This window comes from Oleiphilus sp. HI0066 (assembly GCF_001635725.1).
Genome location: NZ_LWFH01000214.1, coordinates 1 through 1101, shown reverse-complemented (window position 1 = coordinate 1101; position 1101 = coordinate 1). Strand labels below are relative to the sequence as shown.

At 46.6% G+C, this 1101-nt stretch carries 1 protein-coding gene; it reads right to left on the bottom strand.

Annotated elements, in window-relative coordinates; all coding sequences use genetic code 11:
- On the bottom strand, nt 1-1101 hold a 1101-nt coding region (locus A3738_RS03310; protein WP_255376136.1), incomplete at both ends, for an aconitase family protein.

Sequence of the window (1101 nt, the reverse complement as noted above, 5' to 3'; positions counted from 1 at the left end):
ACAACAAGCTCTGCGTAGTACTTCGCGTTGTCGTCTGGAGCAAGTGCTGGAGCTTCGCCAGATTTCACTTCAGCGATACGCTTGTCAGCAAGCGCGATCAAGCCTTTAAGCATCTGTGCTTCGTTGTCCATGCCTTTGTCGATCATGATCTGGATACGTGACTTAGCAAGCTCTAGTGAGCCGATCAAAGTTTCGTTAGTAGAGATACAGATAGACGCTTTCGCCTTCATCTCTGCAGTCCAGTCAGTGAAGGTAAACGCTTGGTCAGCAAGTAGAGTACCGATTTGTACTTCGATAACACGACCTTGGAAAACGTTTTCGCCAGCGAACTTCTTAAGCATTTGTGCTTGAGTCGCGTGTACGATGTCACGGAAGTCCATGTGTGGCTTCATAGAACCTTTAAAGGTTACTTTTACTGACTCTGGGATTGGCATTGCTGCTTCACCAGTTGCTAATGCAATTGCAACTGTACCTGAGTCTGCACCGAACGCTACACCTTTAGACATACGCGTGTGTGAGTCACCACCGATAATGATTGCACGGTCATCTACAGTGATGTCGTTCAATACTTTGTGGATTACGTCAGTCATTGAGTGGTAAACACCTTTCGGGTCACGTGCAGTGATTACGCCGAATGCGTTCATGAATGCCATCAACTTAGGCGTGTTCGCTTTCGCTTTGTTATCCCATACAGAAGCAGTGTGACAACCTGATTGGAAAGCACCATCAACATCTGGAGAGATAGTAGAAGCAGCCATTGCTTCTAGTTCTTGGCAAGTCATTGGACCAGTAGTGTCCTGAGAACCAACGATGTTCACTTTAACGCGAACGTCTGAACCAGTATGTAGAGGAGTTTTAGACGTTACGCCAACTGCATTGCGGTTGAAGATTTTTTCAACGGCAGTTAGGCCTTGGCCTTTGTTTGAGATCTCTTTAGATGCTGCGTAAACAACAGGCGCTTCAACACCCAATGTTTCAGCTGCGAATGTTTGAAGCTTCTTACCGAAAGTAACCGCGTAAGAACCGCCAGCCTTCATGAACTCAACTTTCTGAGGCGTGAATGCGTCAGAAACGTCAGAAAGCTCTTCGCTACCGTTGTAA